Source organism: Ruminococcus sp. 1001713B170207_170306_F1 (genome assembly GCF_015668065.1).
In the GTDB taxonomy this organism is placed as follows: domain Bacteria; phylum Bacillota; class Clostridia; order Lachnospirales; family Lachnospiraceae; genus Blautia_A; species Blautia_A faecis.
Window position 1 is genome coordinate 40,814 of record NZ_JADPEX010000009.1, and the last position, 23,855, is coordinate 64,668.

Below are 23,855 nucleotides of genomic sequence, written 5' to 3' on the forward strand. Positions count from 1 at the left end.
ATCTATGAATATTTTTGCATGATTAGTGGTTTAGAACCTTGTGGGCTTACCTTGCTATTTTTCGTCTCCCTGGTAGGGATTTCCCACATCGTTTCCAAGGTCGCAGGTGTACACCCACAAGATCACATCCCCGTCTTTTGGCTTATACGCAGATGCCCCATAATTTGGAAATGTCCCATTGACACTATACATCCAGCCAGAATTTTTTCCGCAGTCCAGCTCATAGAGCTGGTTGATTCCTTCCACATAGTAGCTGTTATATAATGGGGTGTATTTCGAAGAAATCTGAATCCCCTTTTCCCCACAGATGGCTTTTAAAATATCAAAGACACTCTCCCCTGTGGTAAATGAGACCGTTGTCTTTTTTAGGATCTGTCCATCCTCCGGGACAAACTCTTTTTTGGTTTCCTTTAACTCCTCCATGTGATCCAGGACCGTCTCACAGGAGATCTCGATCGTACAGGTCGCAGGCTCCCCGGAAGAATGCTCTCCCCCACACCCTGTAAACACGCTGCCACATAGAAGCAGTAACAGGCTTAAGAATAGGACCGACCACTTTTTTCGTTTTTGGTTCATACGCTTTCCTTTCTTTTTGGTATTCTTTTTCTACAGGTATTGTAGCATTGTTTGAGGGGACTGTCATCTGAAATCAAAGAAACGATCAGCCACCAACAGAAGTTAAACTTAGACTCTATATCCTATTTTCCAAAACTTACGTTCTTGCACAGCCATTATGTAGATTTAATCATTGGGCTCCTGCTCCATTAATTTGTCAACTTCTGCTTCTATTGCATCCAGATCAATTCCTGCTTTTTTCAAAGTATCGTGTTTTGCCTCATTCGCCTGCTTAACAAACGCACTGTATTTTTCATACCAGTTCAACGGAACGGGCTTATACTTATGGCTTTTACCCATCCCATTCAAAAGCCTATATAATAGCTGTACCATTCCTTCATACTGTAAAGACTCCGAATAATGCTTTACCGTTATATCTTTTACGGATCCATCCAGTACCTGTACTTTTTCAACAGTCGTAGTAAACAGAGGATCTTTGTTCCATATGGATAGATAAAATTCATCCGATTGAATGATTTTCTTAAATTCACAATCTTTGTCAGAAAGATGGTACCATTGAATAACATCATCAAACTCACCTTTTAAATATCGTTCAAACAAGCCACAATATTCTACATTATTTATAGAGCTAAAATAATAATTTAATCTACTTGCCAGAGTTTTTAAATCGGCTGTACTGACATCATTTAAAAACGCTATAATTTTTTTGTAATCCTGTTCCTCCGAATCGATTTCTTTTATAAGTCGATTAAGAACCATCAATATTTCACAAGCAAGTTTTGTATCTATTTCAATCATATCTCCATGTGCGATGTGGTTTCTCAATTCCGGTAACTCATATGCAAGATAAATGTATTTTCCAAAATTATCCTTATCTCTTATTTTATCAGCTATACTCTTTAGTCCATCGTTTTCCGATTTGTCTCCCCAAACAAATTGAAATAGTGTTTTTAATAATCCTTCGATTTGTAGCATTGCCAAGAACACAAATGCTTTATATTTTCCTTTTTGGAACAATTCAATTGAAGTTGATATAATTTCCACCCTATTATTCAGATATACATTTTCCCTAGTTATTTTCAGCATATTTTCTGGAATATGATACTTAACAATGTTATTTTTTATTGCTTCTATGAACTTGTCTTCGTCTTCATTTTTCAATGCTAGCATTTTTTCGCATTCCATTACTGGAAACTCATATAGGAGAATATAATTTTTTTCCCTATCAATTGCATTTTCTGCATTCCACGGCCAAGCGATTGGAAAATCAAACTTAAGAAAGCCAAGCCATTCTGGAATACTACAATTTTTCCATGCCGTTTCTATCAAAAATCGGGTACCTTTTTCTTTCAGTTCTCTTAGTTCTTTTTCATTTTGCGTTTTGAAATCCTTAATTTTACATTTTTCTTTTTTCAGTTCCCTATTTTCGCCTATATCACGCAACATTTCTTGTAATTTTTCTTGATTATCCAGCAGCGTTTTCTCATTCTTTCCCTTAGCCGCTTTCAGCTTCAGATATTCTTTTTCCACATCACTGTTATGTTCAAAATGTAAAACAAAGTAATATGTATAATCACTCCTTTTTAATGTGCTATCATGTTTGCTTTTTTCTTCGTATTGTCTTAAATAGTATTCTGTTTCTTCTTTTCCCCACGTTCTTGTAAATCGCCAAAAAGCAGTTGTTAGAGAACGCTTACTAAGCAGTTCTTCCGGACATTTACTCTCACTGGCCTCATTTATAATTTTAGTTTTAAAATCCCAAACCATCTTTTCTGGTTCCATGTAAATTTCCTCTCTTTCTCTACCCCAAATATATGAGCGGCTTCTTTTCCCTCCGCACAAATTAAATTCATAACCTAGCAATATAAAAAAGTGATAATGTGTTTGCATTTCTATTATATTCATGCAATAACAAAACTTTACATTTTCCCATATTTTAAGACATTTTTTTCTTTGCGGCAATTCCAATGTGAGGATGAACTCTGTGTTTTCCTATAAAAAGATCCACCAACACCAGATAATCTCTGTCCGGCATTGGTGGATGTTCCGATTGCTATTTCACTGTTACTTTGATTTTCTTTGTAACCTTTCCAGATTTCACTGTGATCGTTGCGGTACCTTTTTTCTTGGCTTTTATCACACCCTTTTTCGTAACGGTTGCCACTTTCTTATTTGAAGTGGTGTAGGTCACCTTCTCCTGGGAGGTGATTGGCGCAACCACAGGCTTTAAGGTAAGGCTTTTGCCCTTTTTCAGGGTGAGCTTCGTCTTTAATCCGGTAATCTTAGTCGTTTTTACTTTCGCGCTTTGTACTTTCACCTTCAGGGTTGCTTTTTTGCCACTCTTTAAGGTGATGGTGATCTTTGCGTTTCCAGTTTTCTTGCCAGCCTTGATCTTGCCGTTTTTATCCACGGTCACGATCTTTTTGTTGCTGGAAGTCCAGAACTTCACGGAATCCCCATTTGCCAGACCGGTAACCTTCACTTTTGTAGTAGTCTGTTTCTTCTGAAGCTTGATAGAGGTTACATTTAACTTCATGGTTGCGGTCAGCTTGCTTCCGTTATCCCGTGTCTGTTTCGCACCGCAGATGGAGCAGATTCCCACCTGTTTTTCTGGTGAAAAAACAGTTGCTTTGGAAATGACCGTCCAGATAAAGTTATGGTCATGAGTAAGCATCGGGATCACTTCGGTTTTGGTTGCCCCGCATACGGTACAGGTATATACCTTTTCCCCCGCAGCGGTGTAGGTGGCCTGTTTAGTGATAGTTCCAATATCATAGGAATGCTGGCTGGTTTTTGGAATAACTTCTGTCTTTGTATAGCCACACACCAGACAGGTATATTCCATCTGGCCTTCTGACTTACAGGTGGCTGCGGTTACTACCTTTCCATCTCCGTAGGTATGATTCTGATAACCGCCCTTTTTCGTATTATCGGTAATATCACAGGTTCCATAATCAGATTTGCATTCATGCCAATGGCCTTCTGCGTCGGAAGTCCAGCCTTCCACCCACTTATGGTCGTGCTCCTGTTTGTAATCATCGGTATAATGGAAGACAATTTCATCTCCATCTGTTAAAAACTGCTCACTGACACCAAGATCGGAATGGATTCCGTTTAAGGTGTACATCCAGCCGGAATTCTTTCCATTGGTGAACTCTCCAAGCTTTTCCCCATCTTTGGTGATAAAATCAATATAGTTGCCTTTGGGATTGCTGTATTCAAGCTGATTGTCTGCAAGCACTTTTTCCAGTACATCCAGTACCGTTGCGTTGCTGTCAGTATCTACACTGGTCTCCTGGATCCAGGTCTCCAGGTTTCCTGCCTTTAAGGTATGCACCTCACCGTCCGAATCACTGCCATGGGCCTTATCTCCAAGGAGCTTAAAGGAAACGGTGATCTTCTCTGCTTTTACCAAAACCTTCACCGTAATAGTTGTTTCAACAGCCCCATACTTTAACTGAAGCATCTGGCTACCCCTGGTCTGGGGATCATAACCGATCACTGTAATCTCTTCAAAAGATGGATTGGTCTTGCTTCCATCACTCCAGGTAACGGTAAAGATACCGCCGGAAAGATCCAATTCTTCTCCGATGTAATACTCTGTTTTGTAATCTCCGGTAAGGGTAAGTCCTGTCGGGTAAGCGCCAGCTCCATAAACCGGATAACGCTCTCCCTGCTCCCAGTTATGGTAATTGCCGCTGTTTAATCCATCCTTTACGGTGCCATCGGCGAATTCCCCGGCGGTTTTTGCAAAGCAGTAATCGCTCTGGTTAAACTCGTAGTCGATTCCATATTTGGAATCATTTTCTACGGTCAGGATGTTTTCTACTTCACCGATTCCCTGAGATGCCCCACAGGAATCCAAATAATAGTTGTTTGAAATCCCCTGGAATTTATCGAAGCTCTTTAAATATCCGACAATAGCCCCTACATTTGATTTTCCAGAAACAGTCCCGTAGAAGAAGTTGTTAGAAACGGATCCGCTTCCATTTCCCCAGCACTGCATGCAGCTTGGCTCCCCACCAAAGATTCCGCCAACGTTTGATACACCACTGATGGTTCCTGCTACATAACAGTTTTTCACGGAAGCAACCGGAGTATTCGGAGCAGAATCTGCCTCATAGCCGCTTCCAAGGATTCCTCCTACCCATTTGCCAGTAGCGTTTACCCTTCCAGTAAAGCTGCTGTTTTCAATGGTACAGGAACCCATAGATTGGCCTTTAGCACCTGCTAACCCTCCGGCTTTGTTTAATCCTCTTACAGTTGCTGAACTGCTACAGTTACGAATAATTCCATTAATTGTACCAGCAAAAGTTCCAATACTGGATTCCTGACCTGTATATCCGATCAGGACACCACTCTCTGCTTTGCAGTTTTCAATTACAATTGAGTTGGCTCCGGAAGCATATCCTCCAATCAGTCCTGCCTTTTTGGTACTCATGCCAGATTTTAACGTAACATTCCGAATCGTAACTGCATCCGGACATCCTGTATTATAGACACCATCAGGACCATAGTCAACCGTATAACGGTCAACCAGACCATATCCATTAATCTGTTCTCCCAAAAGATTGAGATTTTCAATCACTGCATCACGGACATAATTGAACAGCGGCTTTCCATTAGTCGCGACTGTGACCGTGTGACCTTCGCCATTTAAGATGCCAGAAAATGGCCAAATATATTTTCCATTCCCTGTGCTGGTATTTCCAGGTTGGATTGTACCAATTGGTTTCCAGTCTGACGGAAGATTGATATCTTCTTTTAAAGAAAAATAGCTTCCATAAAAATCAAATCCATCTACATTGACTTTCTTTTGCAAAGCTTCCAGATCAGACAGATTTTGAATTAGATAAGGAGACTCCTCAGTGCCATTTCCTTCCCACGGAAGTGGTTCATCCACTGCAGTCATAGCTGCAACATCAGAGCAGATTTCCTCACTATAAAACGAGTCAAACCAATTTTCCAGTCTTTTTGTTTTTACTTTACAGTAATAGTACATCGTGCCATCGTCTGGAATTGGTGGTATATAAGAATCTTTTGTAGCACCTGGAATCAAAGTTCCATTTTCGGAATTATTTTCAGTGTTTTTATACCATTGATATAAAGTGTCTTCTGTAAACCATTGCGATTTTTCCGTCTCTATTTTGAGCTGATAAGTTATCGGCTTACCTTTTACATATATAATACTTTCAGGTTGCTTTGTTATTACAGGGGAAGAAACAGTTTCCGGAAGTACTTCATACTGACCAAACGAACTCCATTCACTATATTTTTTTCCATTCAGTTCATAAGTAACTTCACAGCAATAACATTTTTCTGAACTAGCTTCATTTGTATCTACAGTATAAGTAGGTTCTGTAGCCCCTTCTATGATTTTACAAGCTGTTTTTGGATAATTCCATGCTCTAAAATACCGCTCTGTACTCTGTAAATAATACCATTGATAAGTAAATTTTCCCTCTCCATTGCCTGGCACTGACGCTTGCACACTTATCGTTAAAGGTGTATCTCCCAAATGTAATGTTTTTATATTAGTAAATGGTTCTTTAAATGTAACATCTGGAGTATAGTCAATTCCACTCTTTTTTATAATCAAAGAGTATTTGGCTGTTTCCTGACAATATACGTCGCTACCCTCAATAATTTCTATTGTCGCTATATACTCTTCTTTATTATCCCAATTTGGTACAATACAGTATTTGCCTAAATAATCCGGTTTAATTTCCTCTTTCTCCAACATTACTTTAAGAGAAGAGTTATATCCGTATGCTTCTAGTTCAAGATTAATATGTTCAATATTCTCTGGCATATTGACAATAAGTTCTTGGTTATCCAATGAATCTTCTAGATTGGACGGGATTTCGTGATTTTTTGGGTCAATAACTTTTATTTCTTTTAAATGATTACGATAACGAATTTCAAGATCGCAAGAATCAATAACATTGCCATTCTTACTTACTTCTATCCGTATTGATCGAATAGCCAAATTATATCCTTTTCCTTGATCCAATATAGCATCTTTAGAAATTGCCTGGCTTAAATATACATATTTATTTTGGATTAAGCTTACTCTATGTTCCGCTTGATCTCGCGGACTTGTATAAACAGCATAAACATGACAGTCATCACTCACTACATCTTTCATGCCTACATTAACATACATATCGGTTTTGTTAGTATGCGTATTTACATATGTCATTTCCGCTGGAACAATAAATGCCTGGCTTCCATCTAATACACTAAGAGCAATATCTTTTTCTTTTTCTTCCGTCTCAAAATGAAGTGTTACTGTATCTATGCAAGATTGTTTAACACTTTCATTTGGAATAACTGTTATATAGGAATAAGCTGCTGATATTAAAGTAGCTCTATCACCATCAGCAGTTTCTTCCATTTTCTCTGTCGTAATAAAATATGGTTTCTCCCGTGATTCCAATCCTGATATAGTTACTTTACCCTGTTCATCTGTAATTAAACCTTCTGCCTTTTCTCCGTCAATATAAATAGATGCGCTTTGGCAATTACTATAAATATGTGCATCACTTGTTTCTTTCAGCTGTAACGTTATATCCTGCCCTGCAAAAACCGTTTGTGTTTTCCTTGTAAAATATGCATAAGAATCCACACTTTTTCGTTTTTGAATAAAGAAACAAAGATCATCACCGTCATGAATCAATCTATTTAAAGAAGTTTGATAATTTGCGCTATCATTGTTTAATACCGATTTTATAAACGGAACAGCATCGCGATTAATTCCCCATAATTTGTAAATAAGCCCATAATATAAACCACTATCATCTGCATGATAATCATATCCCGCTTCAGAACCACCTGGATAATATAAGTCGTGCGCTAGTTTTAGGGCATCATCCATAGTGTAAGACGCCTTGCCACTAAGCAATACGGTACGGCCAGCCATAGGCTTACCGTCTTTGTCATTTAAAAATTTACCGTCTTTGCTTACACTCACAGTAACCTGAATTTCCTGTGTCTCTGTATCTTCAGACAGACTGGTTTCATCACTAAAGGAAGCAATATCTGCCTCTGACAACTCTTCTGAATCAGTAAAACTATCACCTTCTGATTCTTCTATATTTTCATCACTATAAAAATCAGTGTTTTCTTCCTCTTCATTATAATCAGCGTCTTCATTCTCTACAGAATCTACAGATATAGAAATATCATTCTCACTGATCCAACCTTCTGCGAATACGTCGGTTGGAATTTGCAGTACCAATAAAAAAACAAGCAGCCAGCTGGCTATTTTTTTCCATAGTCCTATTTTTTTCATTTTTTTCAGCCACTCCTTCTAAAAAAGGCTCCCCTTCCTCACGGAAGAAGAGCCTTGATCCTAATACTTATTTTACCCGAACAGTAACTTTTACTGATTTGGAACCAGATTTAATTGTGATCTTTGCTGTTCCTTTTTTCTTTCCAGTTACAACGCCCTTAGTGGAAACCGTTGCCACTTTCTTATTGGAACTTGTGTAAGTAACCTTCTGTTTGGAGGTAAATGGAGTTACCACTGGTTTCAGGGTAACTTTTTTGCCCTTCTTAACTGTTACTTTTGTATTTGCTACAGTAACCTTTGTAGTCTTTACAGCAGCTTTCTGCACTTTCACAGTTACAGTCTTTTTCAGGCCGCTTGCAAGAGTGATCTGAAGTTTTGCAGTACCAGCCTTCTTTGCTGTAAGCTTGCAGGTACCGTTTGCACTTCCCTTTACAGTAAAGATCTTAGTATTGGTGGATTTCCATGTCTTTACGGAATCCCCCTTTGCAAGACCAGTAACTTTAAGACCCGATGTGGACTGCTTTATTTTCAGTTTTAATGTAGAAGCATTTACAGTGGCTGTCGCTTTTAAAGCAGTTCCTACTGTCTTTGTCTCCTTTTCTCCACAAGTCTCGCAGATTCTCTCCTGCTGCTCTGGTACGAAAACAGTTGCGTCAGCAGCTACTTTCCAGTCACCAAACTTATGTCCAGTTGCTTTGATTGCTTCTGTTTCAGTTGCATCACATCTGCTGCAGGTTTTGGTAATCACGCCATCAGCTGTACAAGTAGCTTCCTTGGTAACTTTAGATGTAAAATCATGTCCAAGTGTTGGAATTTTCTGCTCATCTGTTTTCGCATCACATCTGGAGCAATGCTTGCTCTGCTTACCGTCAGTTGTGCAAGTAGCTTTCACATCTACGGTATAGTCTTTCGCAAAATCATGACCAAGTGCCTGAATTTCCTCTGTTACAACGTCGTTGCATCTGCTACAAGTCTTAGTAAGAATTCCTTTCTCTGTGCAGGTTGCTTCTTTTGTTACTTTGGAAACATAATCATGTCCGAGAGCTTTAATTTCCTGGGTATCATTTTTCGCATCGCAGCCTTCTCTTGTACAATGTTTACTCTTGGAGCCAGGCTCTGTGCAGGTTGCTTCCTGATCCACCACATAATCCTCTGACCAGTTGTGTCCATTCACAGTGTCTACAGGAAGTACGTTTTCATCGTCTGCATATGAATAATGATCACCGCATACTTCGCAAACACCAACCTCTTTCAATCCTGTTTCGGTACAAGTAGCAACTTTAGGTTCTACACTATCTGCCTTGCAATGAATTTGAACATTCTCAGAAACTGATGCGCTGATTGCTAGATTTTTCCACTGTTCTCTGCTTCCAACATAACAAATTGCTGTCAAATCATTACAATTAGAGAATGCATCTTCAGCAACATTTATTTCTGCATTGCCGAATGAAATCTTTTTCACCGATGATCCTAAGAATGCATAAGAACTAATATCTTTTACATTTGGCAGACTAATTGTTTCTAATTTTGTTCCTTGAAATGCTGTTTTACCGATAGATTCAACTCCATCAAAATTAAAAGAGGATAGTGCAGTTCTTTGAAATGCATTTGCTGGAATATTCACTAATTTACTCGCATAATGAATATCAGCTAAAGAATTACAATCTGAAAATATTCCATCTGATAATTCAGAATCACCAATGGAAACTGATGATAAATTCTTGCAATTATAAAAAGCATTGCTTCCAAGAATAACACCATCTAAAGGAATTGTAACGTCAGTAAATCCAGTGCCAGCAAACGCAACATCACCAATTGATTTTATATTATTAAAATCAAACTTCACTAATTTAGTGTCATTCTGAAATGCTCCGAAACCGATTTCAGAAAGTGTTGACGGCACATCAACCTCTGTTAAGTTTTCAAATAACTTATTTCCGCCTTTGCAAAAATTATTCTTGCCAATAGCTGTTATTCCTTCACCGATAACGATTTTCGTTACGTTCTGTGCACTTGTCTGTAGCTTGCCACGACACCACATTGCTCCAGCAACAGATCCCCAATCTGGTAATTTTCCTTCTGTTGCACCCTCCGTTAGCCTAAAATATAATGTTGTCCCATCATATTTAAACTCGATTGGTACCCCATTTTTTACTATTGTATATCCTGTATCAGCTTCATCAGCAAATATTTCAGCCTGTTCAGTCTCTCCACATTCTTCAGAATCAACGAAATTATAGTCATCATTTTCATCATCTATAATATCATAATTTTCATCCCAAAAAGAGTCCTCATCTTCTGATACAAATGTCTCATCTTCTTCAAAACTACTAAATGTAGCTTCTGCTGCACTTACTGGACTATATGCAGATAAGGCTAAGCAAGTAGAAAGAATGAAAAAAAATTGTTTACGTTTCATCTCTCACTGTCACCTACTTACCATTTTAATTCAGAATGATCATAGCTTAAGATGATTGAAAAATCACTTGCCGGGCACACAGCATCACTCATTGTATATTCCGGATACGCTGTACTGTTAATACTTTCCATACCACCTTCCAGCCACATCCAAGAATGTCCGCTCCATACGCCATGAATGATATTGCCTTCATCATCGTATTCCAAATCTGAATAGTTATTGTCATTTGTTTTTGTAGCAAACGATGTCTTAGCACGATTATTAATTCCCATAGAAATCAAATACCAGTCAATTGAGCCATCTTTATTGGTTACTTTATTCCAATCAGAACTAATGCTTGCTGTTAACGCATTATTAGAATCGCTTGCTACTTTTCCTTTTGCAATAGCTTCATAGATAGACTCACCAGGATTCGTATCAAGTACAATTGTTGGGGTAGTTGAAGTTTCCTGATAAATATTTGTTACTTTCTGATCGTAATCTCTAACATAGATATTCATCTTTGCTGCGGAAGCGATTACGCTTGAGCTCATTGACATTGCTGCTGCTGCTAAGATAATAGCGGATACTCGTTTAAAATTCTTTTTCATGGTGTTGTCTCCTTTCAATTTAAAACCATTTTTCTTTTTGTAATTTTTAGTTATCATTTTGTTGCTAATCCGACCTGTGACCCTCCTTCCTGTTTCTTTATTCTCCAAATCAAGGTCTGCCTATAACTCAGATCTTGACCGTGAAAAATCACATTTAGATAACAAAAGCGAAGTCCCCTTATAAATAGATATAGGAGTCTTCGCTACGTGTAGTATGGTCTGACTTAAGCACTCATGATACAAAATGCTATACACAGGTAAACACAAAGGTCTAGTTCCAGAATTCCACTGGATTGTCTTAAACAGGCTCTTTAGGAGCCGACCACATAATTATTCTCTTGTTGTTAAAATCATAACATTTATCTATAATTTTGTCAATCATTCTAAAAGATTTTTTAAAAATTTATTATATTTATAACATCTCTAATTTACTTTTCAGTAATTTTTACATATAAATGAAAATCACTTTCTTGTTTGATTAACCTATTGATTCATTTTTTCGTAATCTACTTAGATCCTGTAATTCTAAATAACCATTTGCATATCTGATAAAATATTTTATAATCTGTATCTTAATGTCTTATATACATCCGCAACTACAAAAGCCCCGACAGCATAGTTATATAGATCCATACTATCGGGGGCTTATCCACCATTTTATCAAACCGATTATCCTATAATTTCCGTATTCTTCTGATAATATAAAACAATTTATCAAATTCTGCTTTTTATAAAGTGCAGGTTCCGTTTTCTATTTTAAACTGGAACAAAACGCCCTCCTTTGTATTCGTCATTTCATACCAGGCATTATGCTGCTCCAGGATTTCCCTGACAATATTATGTAGTTTATATGGAGAAATGAAAATTTGTGCTGTTTTTTTATAATTCACCTTCTGACTTTTTTGATCGTTTTTCGTCTACTTCTCCTCAAAATTCATAATACTTTATATTTTGGAACTGAATACAGGATAATTCTTAATTATCTGCTATAATTAATTAAGAGAGGGCTCATATGAAAAAAATGAATTCATCAACAAAACAATTGATTCTGTTGATATTTAATTCGGTTTTGACTATTGCAACTTTTGTAATAACTTATTATATCGATCCATTAAAATACACTTCGCAATCATCATTAGCAGCTGTGCCAGCATTTTTACTTTCTATAATTGTGTTGATTATTGGGCAAAATATAACTACTCACAATGAAGTGCAAAAAGTATCTGAGGATTCAGAACTTATTTGTGAAACCGTAAAAAACTATTTACATGTAACAAAAATGGGAACCCCAAAATACGCTTGGGAATATATTATTAATAGATTGCCTGTTCTAGATTATGTACAAAATACTTCGTTTAATTTCGAAGATGAAGAGATTCAAACGAATGAACGCTTATATGATGGTACTTCTTATCAACAATCATTTGTTAAAATTGCCAAAAATGTAAATCAAGGTCTAACTTGGAAAGATATTGGAGATAAATCCGCACTTGAACGTTTCAAAAAAATAGACATTCAAGTATCTGAAAAGCATAAAGGCAATTACCAATATAAACTGATTGCACAATCAGAACCCCAAATCGGTTTTGTTATTCTGACATATAAAGATGGTACTAAAGAAGTTTTATTTAACTGGGATTTTAGAGATATACCACAAGACCCAGTTGTATTGCTATCTAGAGATACTGAAATACTTAATATGTTTGCTGCGCAATACAAAGGTCTGTGGCGTGTTGCGGTCGAAGATTATGACAGTAGAGCAACTAAATCAACTTCATAAAAATAGCGATTTTTCATAAGCGCGTCAGCTTCCATCCATTTTTTTAGATTATTTGCAGATACTTCAGATAAATGCTGAATGGTCCAGATGAGCGTGCCTTGATAATAGGGAATAAAGTTTTCATCAAACGGACTCACTCGTTCAAATAATTCGAAACTATATTCAAAATTATTATAGTTGGATTTACGCAAAGCTGAAAATGTCCTGTCCATATCATAATGGTGAAATTTTTGACTATTTTCAGTTGCTATTCTTAAATCCAACTCCATCTTTTGTCTTATAGCTGTATCCATTGGACCAAAACGAATTGAAGCACCATCGTACTGCCGTACTGCAAGAACTCCATGTGGAGATCTCTTCCATAACGCCTTTATAAAGGAATCCAGATCGTCAATATATGGAAAAATATTAAAGGCTAAAGTTATATCACAGGGAGGTATTTTGTCAACTTCCTTTTCCAAATCTAAATGAAGAAATTTAACTTTTCTGTCCCATAATTTGCTTCGTTCAGTTGCTGATTTTAGAGATTCTTTATCACTATCTATGCCGATAAATTCACAATCGGACGGGAGTATATCATTCAAAAGCTCAAGCCATAAACCAGTTGCACAGCCTAAGTCAACAATATTTTTCGGATTCAATTTTGCTAATTTCTTAGCAAAAGCAGTTCTTTCAGGTAGTTTTGCACGATGGTGATTTTCTAACCATTTTGCATCTGCCAATGGTCTACCTGTCGAATTTTCTTGTGAAATCATTTCACTGCCTCCTAATGTCTTATTTATTAAGATAATTAAGAATTATCTACAAAGATTATATCAAATTTCATACAAATTTTCCATATTTTAATACTATATAATTATTTTTTGAGAAATGCTATTACATGATTTCCAGCATTTCACATTTATGCACATAAAAAAGACCACCTGCTTTCAGCTGGCCTACTGCTCCAATATTCTAAATATTAATATCACGCAGCATCCATAATTTTCATATTATTCCTCGGATGTCGTTCTCGCAAAATATCCGCTTGCTTTTTGGCTGCTACGTGAATATAGATCTGAGTTGTTTTTATTGAGGAATGCCCCAAAATCTGCTGCACACAGCTCACGTCTACGCCTTCCTCAATCAAATATGTAGCAAAGGAATGTCGGAACATGTGGGGTGTAATTTTTGTTTCAATCCCAGCATTCTTCGTGTATTTCTTTAACATAAAACGAATAGATTGTTCTGTGTATCTGTTTCCTCTATTATTCACAAAAAAATATCCACATTTTTTTATTTCTTTCTCATTTTCTGCATAGTATTTCCGTAGAATTTCTAAAACTGCTTCATTGCTGATTTGGATATACCGCTCTTTTCCTCCCTTTCCCATAATTCGTATACGCCCGGAATTCAAATCCATACTCTCATTTCGAATATTCGATATTTCATATACTCTGGCTCCAGTGGCAAAAAACAGCTCCACAACCGCTACATCACGCAAACCATATTTATATCCAATGCCAGAAAGACCATTCAGGTAAGTATACATATAATTTAAGAGCTGCTCTATCTCATCTCTTGGGATAATCCGAGGCAGAACTATTGTTTCTTTAAATTTAACTTTTATTTTTCGAAACGGATTCTGTTCTAACAGTTCCTCTTCTTCCAGGTAACTATAAAAGGCTTTTACCGATGCAATTTTTCTTTTCACCGTTTTCTGCTTATATTTTTTATGTAGCTCCGTAATATACCACTCAATCGTTTCTTTTTCTGGCGCATCACAGCATACAAAAGAAAAGAACTGATTCAAGTCGATCCGGTACGCTTTTACCGTTTTTGAGTCCAGTTCTTTTCTGTAAATGCAATATTCTAAATATTGTTCCAATCTATCCTGTAGCTTCATTTCCAATACTCCTTTTTCTATCACAGTACTGTAAAATATATTTTTTGTCAAAACCAATGCATAAAATACCCGATCGATTTTCCAAAAGAGTTGCCATTCCCAACAACACACTTCACGTCACAATTCTCAGTATTTTTGTAAGGGACTGTTTCCAGCCCCTTACTTTCTCCTATTCAACAAACAATTTTCTTCTGTTTTTGTGTCTCTTTAGAAATTCCTTGCGGACACGATCATATTCCGTTAAGAGGGTAATATCCTTTCGCCTGCTAAGCGGACGGTCAATCACTTCCGCATAATAGGTATGCTGGATCAATTGTCCATAACACGCAGAATTATAAACATCCTGCAGCTTACAGCCGATTGCTGCTGCCACTTCCGGTCCGGTGATGGAATAAACCATCACCGTTCCGTCCTTTCTACATAAATCATATAATGCCTTTGCCATACACACTTCCCCACTTTTCCTTTTATACGATCCACACTTCATTTGGAACTTTTTTTGTAAAGCGGTCAAAGTCACGCCAGGCTTTTGTATCCTTCGCATAAGCTCCCTTTTCCTTACAAGCTCCTTCATATAAATCTTCAATTCGCTTTACGATTCCCAGATAGTCTGTGTGCTCTCCCTTTATAAAATTCATGGCTGCAGTCAGATTGTCATACCGGTACCGAAGCCCGACGTAGGAACGATAAACATTAAAGCACTGGCGTACTGATGCGATCAGTTCCTCTTTGGTAAGACGCATGAGCTTTTCTTTTGCCACATCCTCCGCCCAGGCCTCTTCTCCGTTGATTCCGAAATAATCACGCTCAAAAATATCATAACCAAGATAATCCCCGGCTTGTGCAGCCACAAAAAACAGGTTGAAGCACTCGGGAATCCACTCTTCCTGAAGAGCTGCCATCAGCTGGTCACAGTCTGCTTCTAAGGTAGAAAATGCAATTTTATATTCCTCAGCTTCGGATTCATCATCATTTAAAGACTCTAAAAGAGTTTCCTTATCATCATCCATGAACCAGATCACAAGGGTACACCCTTCGTACATTTCATACAGGTCATCCCAAATATCCTGCCAGTTCAGACCTTTTGCAATGGGCTTCTTGTACCTTAAATTTCTTGCCTGTTCTTTTCTTAGTTCCTGAACGCTCACGCAGCCACCTCCTGTTCTTTATTTTCCACCAAAAAGATATTGCTGCTATAGTCTCCAGAAGCAGAAACAGACGCTTCCCCGTATAGGCTATCCAGGTACTGGCTGCCGTTTTTGGATTTGGAAATATATAAATAATAATTGCTTTTTAAATATTCCTTCGTTTTCACATGATCCTGGTAATAGCAGCTAAGAACCAACCTGGCTCCCAGCTTTTTGGCTTTTTCTTTTGCAGCCACAAATGCAAGATATACGGCCTGGTCCATTTCCTCATTTGTCAGATTCTTCTCATAATAGCGCTCCAGGAACAATACCAGTTCCTCCCCTTCCTCTTCTTTTGGTTTCCCAGCTCCTGACAGATCTGCAAACTGGATCTTTTTTCGCATTCTGTCACCCACATAGGATCCCTTTGTCAATCGTATCATGGTCCGAAATACCACCTGTCCATTTTTTCGGATAAAGAAAAACTTTTTATTCGAATCAAAGCAGGATAACAGGCAATCGCTGTTTAACCCTGAACGGTAGGAGAGGCAGGAATAGCTTGGAATCTCTCCAATCTGCATGACTGGAAGAAGACCGGTTTCCTCTTTTAATACCAGGTTTCCTCTAGTAAAAGTCCTGTCTTTTTTCCATTCTTTTTCCGCTTCTTCGGATACCTCAAAATCAATCTCACGCATGAGATCCCCAGATGGATATTTCAGTTCGTCAAATTTTCCAAGAAGCTCTGCTGTAACCAGTCTCCGGATCTCTTCGATTTTGGAGGGCTGCCGTTCCAGAAAAGTTTCCATGATCTCAGCCCCACCTACAAATAGAAAGTTGCCAATCCGAGCAGCATTATTTTGTACAAATTCTTCTGAAAACGACAGTTTTTCTTTTAGCAGCCTCCAGGAAACATCCCCTAAGATCAGCTTTTCTTTTAATTCACTTAACGAATCACACTCTTTTACCAGTACCAGATCTTTTAACAGATAGAGGGCCTGTTGTTCCATGGTGATCTCTTTTTCCATGCCTTTTAGCTGCTCCCGGTAAACAAGAAGCCACAGTGCCGTTCCGTAGCTTAAATCCGAAATGTTCCGAAAGTCCTCCCGGATCCATCTGGATAACGGCTTTTTGGATAATGCAGCTGCAAGTGGTTCTATCTGTCCTTTCCAAAAGGAATACGGCACACACTCCCGTTTTATCAGTTCCCGAAGAACCAGGAGTCTTTCATCACATTTGCAGGTCAGCTGTTCATACAAACGGATCACCGCCTCTTTTGCAGTACAAAGAAGCTTTAACTCTTCAAATGTATGCTCCCGTTTTGCCAAAAGTTCAAATCTGTCACGCAATAAAATCAGATCCGCACTATCTTTTAAATTCTTCCGGTTAAGGGTATTTAAGTTTATATACTCCTGGTACACCTCTTTCTTTAACAGCATGGAAGCATTTGGAAGATCATAAAAAAGTTCCGCTTCCTCATTGATCAGATTTAAGAATGCCTTCTTTTTCTGTGTGATGGCATATAATAGAATCTCGGACTTTTCTTCACTTAGACTGGACAGGGAAATTTTTGATACGGGATTCTGGTACAGGGTATTCACATAGGACACTTTGCCGGAAAATACCTCGGCTGGTTCCGCGCCATCTGTAAATGCCCGTTCCAGCTTACACAAATCCTCATACAGAGCTTCATTCCACAGCCATAAGTTTAATCCATCCGTCAGATTCTCTTTTTCAATGTACCTGGTCACAATCTTTAACTTTTCCAGTATCTCAACAGGTCTTTCCTTCATCTGATCGAACTGTTTCTGATTTAGAGACCGGATCTCGGCTTCATACCCTGCAAGCGTGTTAACAAGCTCCATCAGACCTTGATCTTGAAGAATTTTAAGGTTGTTTACATTTTCCAATAGATCAAGCAGCAGCTCTGATGAGAATACCGGATTCACAAGCAGCATATGGTCTTTTTCCCCTGCCTTCTCAAAGTCCAGCACCTCCATACACATGGCAATACTTTTTACCAGCTGTTCTTTTTCTTCTTTGCTTACATTCTGCTCTCCATAATATTTCATATAAGAATAAGCGGTTCCATCGGTTACCAGCGGATCAAAATACACGGCTTTTACCTGTTCATAGGAAAAATCCGAAACTTTATCTGTCCCCGCATCCAATAGGATCCGCTGGAACCGGTATGCATTCAGCTCACATCCCTCTTTTTTCAGGTTTCCAAGATAGGTAATCGTTTCCGGATCTTCCATCATGTACAAACATACCTGTTCCCCCAAGGACGGAATCACATCCATAACCTCATTTTGAATGATGGTTTCTGCTGCCCGTACACATTTTTCTTCTCCCTTTTTTTCCAGGTAACAAACGGACAGACCTGCCGCGTTCAGCAGCTTAAACTCCGCCAAATGTTTTTTTACAGCCTCTACCATTATTCCACCTCCATCTTATCTACCATCTGTCTGACACTCTCTACCTCTATCAAGCCATCTTTATAGAGGCGTACCAACAATTCAAACAGCCGTTCGATTTCTTTTTTACTTGTTCTAATCTTCTCTCTTCTTGCCAGATAATCCCGCAAAAAGGAAAGGACGATTCCTGCCTGCAGGGAGTTTTTCGAATACCTGTCATAATAATAAAAGCCATAGAGATGTCCAAAAAGCAGATTTTCCCTTTTGCTTCTCTGAATCAAAAAATTGAATTCTTTTTTGATCTTCCTTTCTTCTCTCAGCTTTCTCATTCTCTTTTCCTGTACCTGTCTCCACTCTTTTTCCCTTTCAAGGCTTTTTCGCTCTTCCTCTGTCATGTATTTATTTCGCAGCGTTTCTTTCCCACTACTGTCCTCCAGATAGGGAAGGATTTCTTTTGCCATCTGCATAGCTTCCTTTGGTTCCATCCAAAGTCCTGTACTGTCTTTTAACAGGATGCTCCTCAAAAAGCTGATGTAGTTTCCAACATCTGTTAAAAACAGATGTTCCTCGATCCACATAAATAATTCCTGATGTACACCTCTTTCCAACAGCGGGCGGCAGATCTCGCATTCTCCACGACTAATTCCATACGGATACAACGAAAAGGTTCTCTGGAGCATGCTCCATGGTTCCAGAATTCCCGGGATTCCCTCTATTCCAATTTGGGTAATGACGAGCTTTAACATGGAAAAACTGGTCATGGTATTTATATCTTCCATATCTGCTTTCAGGTAATACAGCATGCTATCCCATTTCTCCCCAAACACTTTTTCTGCCTCCCCGGTCTGATCCTCCCCGGTATCAGCCTCTCCGATAAAAGGGACCGGTTCAAAAGCATCCGGATCCGGTTCTTTGTTTCTCATTTCCCGGTATTCCTTTAAAAATTGTTTCATAAGACCGACGGCATCCAGGATCTCTTTTTCGCTTAACAGATGAAAGACATGACGAAGATCGTAATCTATTTTCTTCCAGAAGATTTCCACATACTCCCGTCCGGTCAGCTTTTGATAGGCTGCAAGATAAGATTCCAGCTCTGGTTTTTCAAATGCCCCATTTCGCAGGGTGTCATTCACACACTTTTCAAACTCTTCCTCCTTAAACTGTGCCGACAGACAGTGCCATTTTTCCTGGTTTAAATTAATATAATGCCACTCTTTCATCCCATTTTTTCGAAAAGGAAACAGCGTTAAGAAAGTCCGGACATTTTCCACCTTCATTCCATACAAATAATTTTGGATTTTTTCCTGTCCACCAAGACGCACTGGAAAACAGTCGTATTTTCTTAAAAAAGTTTCACATAACTCATACACCACATCCGGATACATCTTTTCTCCTGGCAGAAAGGTTTTCAATACCCTTACTGCAATCTTCTCCGCGGTCAATGAGTTCGGATCCAGGTATCTTCGTGCCCCTGTCAATATGCCATTTAAAAAAATGACCTCTTCTTTTTGATATCCATTTTTTATAAGCTGTTCCTCCAACGCCCCGTTTGCATTCGCCGCATTTGTCTGGGAAAGTTTTACCACCTGTTTTAACACCGCAGTTTCTTTGGTCCGGTCATTTTTCAGCCGTTTCTCATATTTCATGGCAATCCAGGCATAAAAATGCCAGTCTTCGTAAACAGACAGCCTGCGTTCCCTTCCAAAGCAGGCCGCGATCTTTCCCTTTAATTTCTGCCATAACGTATCCGACTCTGGAAAAACGGAAAGGATAAAGATCATTTCCTCCACTTTTTCGTATGGATACTGGTGCAGGGCATCCACCCAGAGCCTGCGATCTTTTGTTGCAAGCAGACACCGGACTGCAAGGTAACACAAATCCTTTTCTCCAAGTACCTTGCCAAACTGTTTCCAGAAGCCGCTTTTTTGGGTACCATTAAACATACAGGTCTCCTGAATGCAGGATGTCCCTGCAAGCGCAAGCCCAAGAGCCCGGTAAACCGGTTTTGTCATGGTTCTCCGCTCTTTCATACGCTCTAATACTTCTCCGGGATAGTGAAGATTATATTCTTCCTCCATGCTGTGCTCACAGATTCCATAAAACAGGCTGTTTTCTCTCTCCTGTTTTAAAAATGCTTCTTTGTCCGCATTTGAGGACAGCTGATAGATCATGGACACCATCTGCCGGTACAAGACGGGATCCAGCCAGTCTTTATAGATGTTCCATTCCATTCTTTACTTCTCCTTTTTTCAACTAAACTTAAATGCATCAATCCCATGCAGGTTATGGCTTTTTCTGGTCAGTGTAATACTGTCCTCAAAATGTTCCTGACAGCTTTTTTTCGCTGCCCTTCTCATGCCTTTTGAAGTCTGGCGTTTTGCCATTCTTTTAAATCCAGGTCCTACCAGGTGGTTTTTATGATACATTCCCATATTTTTCACTCCATTTCGGCAGGCACCAAGCCCTGCGTTTTTCTTTTCATGCTCTTTCTATATAGCGGATACTGTTTTTTCGGCATTCAAATTCCGGACACAAGGAACTCCACAATTCTTCCAGATCCTTCATCCCGAATGCACTAAGTTCCGTTTCCCGTTCCCTTCCATACAGATCGGTATATCCAATCTGGTAAGTTCCGCCTCCGCTTCTTACGATTCCTTTTCCAGCTTTCCTTACGGTCATGTTATTGCCTCCATTTAAAATTATTTCTTCCTATTAATTAAGGGGGACGACTTGTCCCCCAAAAAGTTACGCTGCAATATAAAGTTCTTTTTCCCTGTCCACAAGAGGCAGAACATAGGTTGTCTGTTCCAGATGGTTTTCTTTTTGATAGTTTACGCCATCGTGATAAGACGAGAACTGAAGGATCTGCCCCTGGTTTTTATAGGGCTTCAGGTTTTCCTTCCATCCGGGCTCTAATCCGTGAACGGCAAGCCCCCAGGCCACCTTGCAAAGATTGCATCTTAATCCTGCATATCCAAGATATTCTTTTACAAACTGTTCCGCACTGTGGGTGTTAGAAAAATAACGGGCATACTCAAATGAGCGGCACAGAATTTTTCCATCCTGAAAGCCTGCAAAATAACAATCTTTTTTCAGCTCGATCACATACCCGGTTGCGTAGATTTCCTTTCCCGGATGTATCTTTTTTGAATCCTCATGGATCTGTAACAACTGTTCGGAATAAATCTTTTTTCTTTTTTTATGCTGCATCATGCTCCTCCTTTTAGTTTACTCTTCGAAGTAATTTTGCCAGCTGCTTTGTCAGTCGGATGGGAAGCTGCTCTAAGCTTGATATATCAAGATAGGCATTTCCATAAATCTTCCGGATAGCTTCTTTATCCCAGCCAATCGCTGCTGCCTGAAACAAAATTCCTTTCTTTCCGAGCTTTTCCTTGATTTTTTTTAAGTCTGCTATAGCATAGCTTCCAAAATAACAGGTTGCATTTGGCAGTCCGTCACTGATAAGGAACAACAGTTTTTGTTTTTCCGGACGTTTTAAAAGCTTATTTGCCATAAATAGAAGGGCTGCCCCGTCCCGGTTACTGCCATCGTTTTCCATAGTGATGATCCGCAAACGGTCATTTCTGTCTTCCTCGAACTCTGCATAACTATGAAAATAAACAGTTTCCCCACTTGGATCACGATGATCGTAACCATCCGTATGGTGCCCGTAAACCAGAATGGGGATTCCGGCTTGTCTGCAAAAATCGTATAAGGTGAGGGCTGCTACCTTGGCTGCTTCTATACGATGGCCTATCATGGAACCAGAATTGTCCACCAACACGCAGACCACCGCATCTGTTTTCTTTCCGGGAAATGTCCGCTTATATACGGCACCGCCTGGATCCGCAATGGCACGCATATCCAGCTTTTTTCCAAGATACATCCGACGTTCCGTCCGTTCCTTCTGGTTTTCCAGGATTGGAAGAAGCCTGGTCCGAAGCCTTTTTTCTACCTTTCTTGCCGAAGCTTCATATGCAGACAGCCAGCTTTTTTCTGTTTCTGTGAAGGTGTTCTTATACAGAACCTCTTTTTTTACCATGTTATGGGCTGCTTCAAATTCCATTCCATCCAGTTCCTCCTGCAGACGGATTTGGGCTTCTACTCCCATGTCCTGGTCCACGGTTTCTGATACTAAATCTAAAAGGATTTTTTGCAGTATAAGGTCAGATTTTTCATCTGCGCCTTCCCGTTCTTCCTTATCCTCTTTCGAAACCTGGACCACCGTGGCATTTTCAAGTTCCGGTAAGGCAGTCTCATCCACTTCCGATTCCTGAATAAATTTGGGAAGATCTTCGGTCAGTTCTTTTAGATACTCCCCCATAGCTGCCTCCAGCTTTTTTAGTTGTTCTTCCGTCAGTTCTTCTGTTTGTTTCCCGGTTTTCGCCTCGTCCTTTCCATTTCCGGATACATCTGTCGGAAGATCCTCATCGGAGGAATCCGAAGAAAAATCTTTTGGACCTTCTTTACCGCCTACAGCTTCCTTAGATTTCTCTTCTGAAGAAGCTTTCTCAGATACCGTTTCTGATTTATTTTCCTTCTCTGAAGAATTTGGAGACTCCTCCCCGGTCTGCTTAGAAGCTTCCCGGTTGTTATCTCCAGAAGTATCACTTTTTTTTACAGGTTCTTCTTCCCCTTTGGATTCCGTTTCTTCTGTGGAGGATTCTTCTTCCTCTTCTCCCATGGATTTTCCATTTCCCTGGGATGCCTCTTTTCTATCTTCCTCTGTAGAATTTTCTTCCCCTGCTGATTTTTCTTCTGCCGGTTCTTCCTGCGGTGGTTCTTTCTGCGACGGTTCCTCCGGTGGCTCGTCCACTTCTGCCGGTTCTTTTTCCGACGGTTCTTCCTGAGACATTTCTGCTTCCGACGGTTCTTCCTCCTGCGGTGGCTCTTCCTCGTTTTCTTCTGGTTCCTTGCATTCCTGCTTCAGTTCTTCCAAAAGATTCCGAAAATACTTCCACATCTTAAGCAGAATCTGGTTGGTGGCCTGGTAACGGATCAGGTCACTGTCCGCTGTTACTGACAGATCCACAAAATGCTTCACTTCATTTAAGGTATCCAGCATCTCACAGCTTTCCATATTCCAGGAATTGGCATATCCCCGGAGGGCATACTGTACAAGTACCTTTAAAAAAACAGAAACCGGATCTGAATTTCCCTCTAGCAGTTCTTTTAACGGGGGAATCCATTCCACGTTTCGTCTCCGGTTGATCAGAATTCCTTTTTTGATACTTCCAGGAAACAGGCTGCACATCTTTTCCTCTATGTACACATCATTTAAAAGGTTGCTGATATAAGACGCACATTCTGTCAGAAGGGGAACCACCACTGGATTTTTCCCGGCCAGACAGGTATCCATCTCATTCAGGGCTTTTTCTTCGTCCTCGTTTTCCGGCTCTGGTGCATCCGGATACCAGACGCCTGCCAGCATGTTCTGCACATAGACTTTCCGAAGTGCAGAATCCGTAAATCTGGCATGGCCGCATTCATGTCCTAATATCCCGATCAGGCTGTCACTTTTTTGTTCCAGTTCTAAAAAGCTGCCTGTGATGAGATTGCCAATGTTGATGCCGATTCGTTTCCCATCATTCCAGCCTGCCAGTCCGTCTTCTGTACTCTGGTACAAAAGCAGCTGCTCCAGTTTTTCCCCTGCCACTTCATTTGCAAGGTCCCGAAAAAGTTTCCGGTAACCTTCTGAAAAAAAGACCTGACTGGGGCTTAACTTTTTTTGTTCTTCCTTGATCCGCTCTCTATAAGTATCCTTCATTTC

The 23,855-nt window shown here is 39.4% G+C and carries 16 protein-coding genes; 1 reads left to right on the forward strand and 15 read right to left on the reverse strand.

Annotated elements, in window-relative coordinates; genetic code table 11:
• Window positions 1-54: 54 nt before the first annotated feature.
• The 5 genes from I4V84_RS07510 to I4V84_RS07530 all read right to left on the reverse strand — a co-directional run bounded on the left by I4V84_RS07510 (window position 55) and on the right by I4V84_RS07530 (window position 10,987).
• The gene (locus tag I4V84_RS07510) at window positions 55-576 is read right to left on the reverse strand and encodes a DUF4430 domain-containing protein (RefSeq protein ID WP_195991510.1); all 522 of its coding nucleotides are present in this window, start codon (window positions 574-576) and stop codon (window positions 55-57) included.
• A 165-nt stretch (window positions 577-741) separates the two neighbouring features.
• Window positions 742-2,481 carry a hypothetical protein gene (locus I4V84_RS07515; RefSeq protein ID WP_207748634.1) on the reverse strand — a complete coding sequence of 580 codons (1,740 nt, stop codon included), beginning with the start codon at window positions 2,479-2,481 and terminating at the stop codon, window positions 742-744.
• Between the two features lie 148 nt (window positions 2,482-2,629).
• Complete coding sequence (locus tag I4V84_RS07520; RefSeq protein ID WP_195991512.1) at window positions 2,630-7,870, reverse strand: Ig-like domain-containing protein; 5,241 nt, start codon at window positions 7,868-7,870, stop codon at window positions 2,630-2,632.
• A gap of 67 nt (window positions 7,871-7,937) precedes the next feature.
• On the reverse strand, window positions 7,938-10,289 hold the full coding sequence (locus tag I4V84_RS07525; RefSeq protein WP_195700026.1) for a leucine-rich repeat protein: 2,352 nt from the start codon (window positions 10,287-10,289) through the stop codon (window positions 7,938-7,940).
• Between the two features lie 17 nt (window positions 10,290-10,306).
• On the reverse strand, window positions 10,307-10,987 hold the full coding sequence (locus I4V84_RS07530; protein ID WP_195991513.1) for a hypothetical protein: 681 nt from the start codon (window positions 10,985-10,987) through the stop codon (window positions 10,307-10,309).
• 904 nt (window positions 10,988-11,891) lie between these two features.
• On the opposite strand from I4V84_RS07530, the gene I4V84_RS07535 reads away from it, so the two are divergent.
• On the forward strand, window positions 11,892-12,659 hold the full coding sequence (locus tag I4V84_RS07535) for a hypothetical protein (protein ID WP_187564955.1): 768 nt from the start codon (window positions 11,892-11,894) through the stop codon (window positions 12,657-12,659).
• On the opposite strand, the gene I4V84_RS07540 is transcribed toward I4V84_RS07535, so the two are convergent.
• The 10 genes from I4V84_RS07540 to I4V84_RS07585 all read right to left on the reverse strand — a co-directional run bounded on the left by I4V84_RS07540 (window position 12,626) and on the right by I4V84_RS07585 (window position 23,852).
• On the reverse strand, window positions 12,626-13,414 hold the full coding sequence (locus tag I4V84_RS07540; protein ID WP_187564954.1) for a class I SAM-dependent methyltransferase: 789 nt from the start codon (window positions 13,412-13,414) through the stop codon (window positions 12,626-12,628). The two genes, I4V84_RS07535 and I4V84_RS07540, sit on opposite strands and share 34 nt — an antisense overlap.
• 212 nt (window positions 13,415-13,626) lie before the next feature.
• A complete protein-coding gene (locus tag I4V84_RS07545; protein ID WP_195991514.1) occupies window positions 13,627-14,544 on the reverse strand; it encodes a tyrosine-type recombinase/integrase in 918 nt (305 codons plus the stop codon).
• A gap of 169 nt (window positions 14,545-14,713) precedes the next feature.
• Window positions 14,714-14,989, reverse strand: coding sequence for a hypothetical protein (locus I4V84_RS07550; protein WP_195379816.1), 276 nt, complete (start codon window positions 14,987-14,989; stop codon window positions 14,714-14,716).
• A gap of 22 nt (window positions 14,990-15,011) precedes the next feature.
• Window positions 15,012-15,692 carry a hypothetical protein gene (locus I4V84_RS07555; protein WP_195991515.1) on the reverse strand — a complete coding sequence of 227 codons (681 nt, stop codon included), beginning with the start codon at window positions 15,690-15,692 and terminating at the stop codon, window positions 15,012-15,014.
• Window positions 15,689-18,106, reverse strand: coding sequence for a hypothetical protein (locus I4V84_RS07560; protein WP_195991516.1), 2,418 nt, complete (start codon window positions 18,104-18,106; stop codon window positions 15,689-15,691). The genes I4V84_RS07555 and I4V84_RS07560 overlap by 4 nt, the downstream gene beginning before the upstream one ends.
• Window positions 18,106-20,316, reverse strand: coding sequence for a hypothetical protein (locus I4V84_RS07565; RefSeq protein ID WP_195991517.1), 2,211 nt, complete (start codon window positions 20,314-20,316; stop codon window positions 18,106-18,108). The genes I4V84_RS07560 and I4V84_RS07565 overlap by 1 nt, the downstream gene beginning before the upstream one ends.
• A gap of 18 nt (window positions 20,317-20,334) precedes the next feature.
• The gene (locus I4V84_RS07570; protein ID WP_173718716.1) at window positions 20,335-20,517 is read right to left on the reverse strand and encodes a hypothetical protein; all 183 of its coding nucleotides are present in this window, start codon (window positions 20,515-20,517) and stop codon (window positions 20,335-20,337) included.
• Between the two features lie 46 nt (window positions 20,518-20,563).
• Window positions 20,564-20,764 (reverse strand): hypothetical protein, encoded by a 201-nt coding sequence (locus tag I4V84_RS07575; protein ID WP_177271826.1) that lies wholly within the window; start codon window positions 20,762-20,764, stop codon window positions 20,564-20,566.
• A 66-nt stretch (window positions 20,765-20,830) separates the two neighbouring features.
• The gene (locus tag I4V84_RS07580; protein ID WP_195700028.1) at window positions 20,831-21,295 is read right to left on the reverse strand and encodes a hypothetical protein; all 465 of its coding nucleotides are present in this window, start codon (window positions 21,293-21,295) and stop codon (window positions 20,831-20,833) included.
• Window positions 21,296-21,308: 13 nt separating this feature from the next.
• A complete protein-coding gene (locus I4V84_RS07585; RefSeq protein WP_195991518.1) occupies window positions 21,309-23,852 on the reverse strand; it encodes a hypothetical protein in 2,544 nt (847 codons plus the stop codon).
• Window positions 23,853-23,855 lie beyond the last annotated feature (3 nt).

Excerpts from the sequence above, each read along its gene's own strand:
- I4V84_RS07510 (WP_195991510.1), bottom strand. The coding sequence starts at position 576 with ATGAACCAAAAACGAAAAAAGTGGTCGGTCCTATTCTTAAGCCTGTTA.
- I4V84_RS07515 (WP_207748634.1), bottom strand. The coding sequence starts at position 2,481 with ATGAATATAATAGAAATGCAAACACATTATCACTTTTTTATATTGCTA.
- I4V84_RS07520 (WP_195991512.1), bottom strand. The coding sequence starts at position 7,870 with ATGAAAAAAATAGGACTATGGAAAAAAATAGCCAGCTGGCTGCTTGTT.
- I4V84_RS07525 (WP_195700026.1), bottom strand. The coding sequence starts at position 10,289 with ATGAAACGTAAACAATTTTTTTTCATTCTTTCTACTTGCTTAGCCTTA.
- I4V84_RS07535 (WP_187564955.1), top strand. The coding sequence starts at position 11,892 with ATGAAAAAAATGAATTCATCAACAAAACAATTGATTCTGTTGATATTT.
- I4V84_RS07540 (WP_187564954.1), bottom strand. The coding sequence starts at position 13,414 with ATGATTTCACAAGAAAATTCGACAGGTAGACCATTGGCAGATGCAAAA.
- I4V84_RS07545 (WP_195991514.1), bottom strand. The coding sequence starts at position 14,544 with ATGAAGCTACAGGATAGATTGGAACAATATTTAGAATATTGCATTTAC.
- I4V84_RS07550 (WP_195379816.1), bottom strand. The coding sequence starts at position 14,989 with ATGGCAAAGGCATTATATGATTTATGTAGAAAGGACGGAACGGTGATG.
- I4V84_RS07560 (WP_195991516.1), bottom strand. The coding sequence starts at position 18,106 with ATGGTAGAGGCTGTAAAAAAACATTTGGCGGAGTTTAAGCTGCTGAAC.
- I4V84_RS07565 (WP_195991517.1), bottom strand. The coding sequence starts at position 20,316 with ATGGAATGGAACATCTATAAAGACTGGCTGGATCCCGTCTTGTACCGG.
- I4V84_RS07570 (WP_173718716.1), bottom strand. The coding sequence starts at position 20,517 with ATGGGAATGTATCATAAAAACCACCTGGTAGGACCTGGATTTAAAAGA.
- I4V84_RS07575 (WP_177271826.1), bottom strand. The coding sequence starts at position 20,764 with ATGACCGTAAGGAAAGCTGGAAAAGGAATCGTAAGAAGCGGAGGCGGA.
- I4V84_RS07580 (WP_195700028.1), bottom strand. The coding sequence starts at position 21,295 with ATGCAGCATAAAAAAAGAAAAAAGATTTATTCCGAACAGTTGTTACAG.
- I4V84_RS07585 (WP_195991518.1), bottom strand. The coding sequence starts at position 23,852 with ATGAAGGATACTTATAGAGAGCGGATCAAGGAAGAACAAAAAAAGTTA.